Genomic DNA, 1,316 nt, shown 5'->3' on the forward strand with positions numbered 1-1,316 from the left:
GGCGAATGGCGTAGGGGTCGGACGGCGGGGTCGCGGCGGGCTCTGGTGGCGCTTCGGGGACGTCCTCGATCCGGGCCAGGAGAGCCTCCAGGCCCGGGATCTTCGTGGTGTCGAGGGGCTTGACGGAGGTGGAGAGGTTGCCGGACGCGGTGGTCCGGACTGAGCAGTCGACGTCCTCGGCGACGTCGAGGAAGCGCAGCGCGTCTTCCGGGCGGCGCCACGGCGCGGATGCCACGGCCTGGCGCGTCCAGCGGCCGTAGGCGACGATGCCGAGACGCTGCGTGTCGGGCATGCGGGTCAGGACGGCGAGGTCGATCGCGGTGACGCCGGGCGCGGTCGTGAACGCCTCCTTGAGCGTGGCGACGATGTTGGAGCCCATCGACGTGAGCCACCACAGCAGCCGGTCGCGCTTCGTCATCGTCTTCAACGTGGGGCGGCCGGCGGTGGTCAGGCCCGGTGCCTGGGTCGGGAGCGCGTCCAGGTCGGGCTGGCGCATCACGATCGACAGGACCGCCCCGTCGAGACCGACCGCGCTCCCGGCGGCCGGGTTGTCGGAGAACGCGGTGTTGACCGCTTCGCAGACGGTGTCCTCGTCGTTGTCGTTGAGGGCCCGCCACCACTCGTCGGCGGCCGCGCGGAACTGCCGGCAGAGGTCGTTGAGGCGGGCCTGCTCGGCGGCCAGGTAGACGGGCGCGTCCTGCTCGGCGGCGTGGCGGGCCGCGGCGCGGTCCGCGCGGGCGAAGCGGCCGATGCCCGCGAGATGGAACGCCTGGGCCTCCGCCAGGGCCCAGGGGAGTGCCAGCTGCGGCGGGGGCGGCACGAAGGGCGGTTGCGCCTGCGGGAACGTCTGGAGGTGGACGCTGGTCGTCTGGCGCCGCAGTTCCTCCAGGTGCGCGATCGCGGCGTCCCGCTGCGCCTCCTGCTCGGCGCGTTCGGCTTGGCGGCGGGCCCGTTCGAGCTGGGCCGGAGTGGGTCCGGTGTTGCGGGGGCGCGCCGGGCGCTTCGCGGTGGAACGACGCCGCGCCCCGCCCACCGAGGTCGAGGCGAAGAACGGCCCCATGCCGCTGGAGACGGTCGTCCTGCGCCCGCCGCCGACATGGACGCGTGCCGCGCGGGGCCCGACGGACGTCCGCACGCCCCGGCTCGACACCCGCACGCTCATCCCCGGCACGCCCACACGGAACCCGAAACCCATCGTTCCACCTCCGTCGTCCCTGGTGGGACGCCCGACGGAACAGGTCGGTGTACTGGGTGGCCGATGCGTGCAACCTTTTGTGGCGCTTGGTGCATCAGGGATGTGTGGGGCAGGGGAGGGG

1 protein-coding gene is annotated in these 1,316 nt (G+C 73.7%); it reads right to left on the bottom strand.

Translation table 11 applies throughout. The features are described from left to right. Positions 1–1,195 (bottom strand): DUF4236 domain-containing protein (locus ETD96_RS43935; protein WP_205719772.1); only part of this gene is annotated, 1,195 nt, incomplete at its 3' end. Positions 1,196–1,316: the final 121 nt, after the last annotated feature.

The organism is Actinomadura geliboluensis, assembly GCF_005889745.1.
Taxonomy (GTDB): domain Bacteria; phylum Actinomycetota; class Actinomycetes; order Streptosporangiales; family Streptosporangiaceae; genus Spirillospora; species Spirillospora geliboluensis.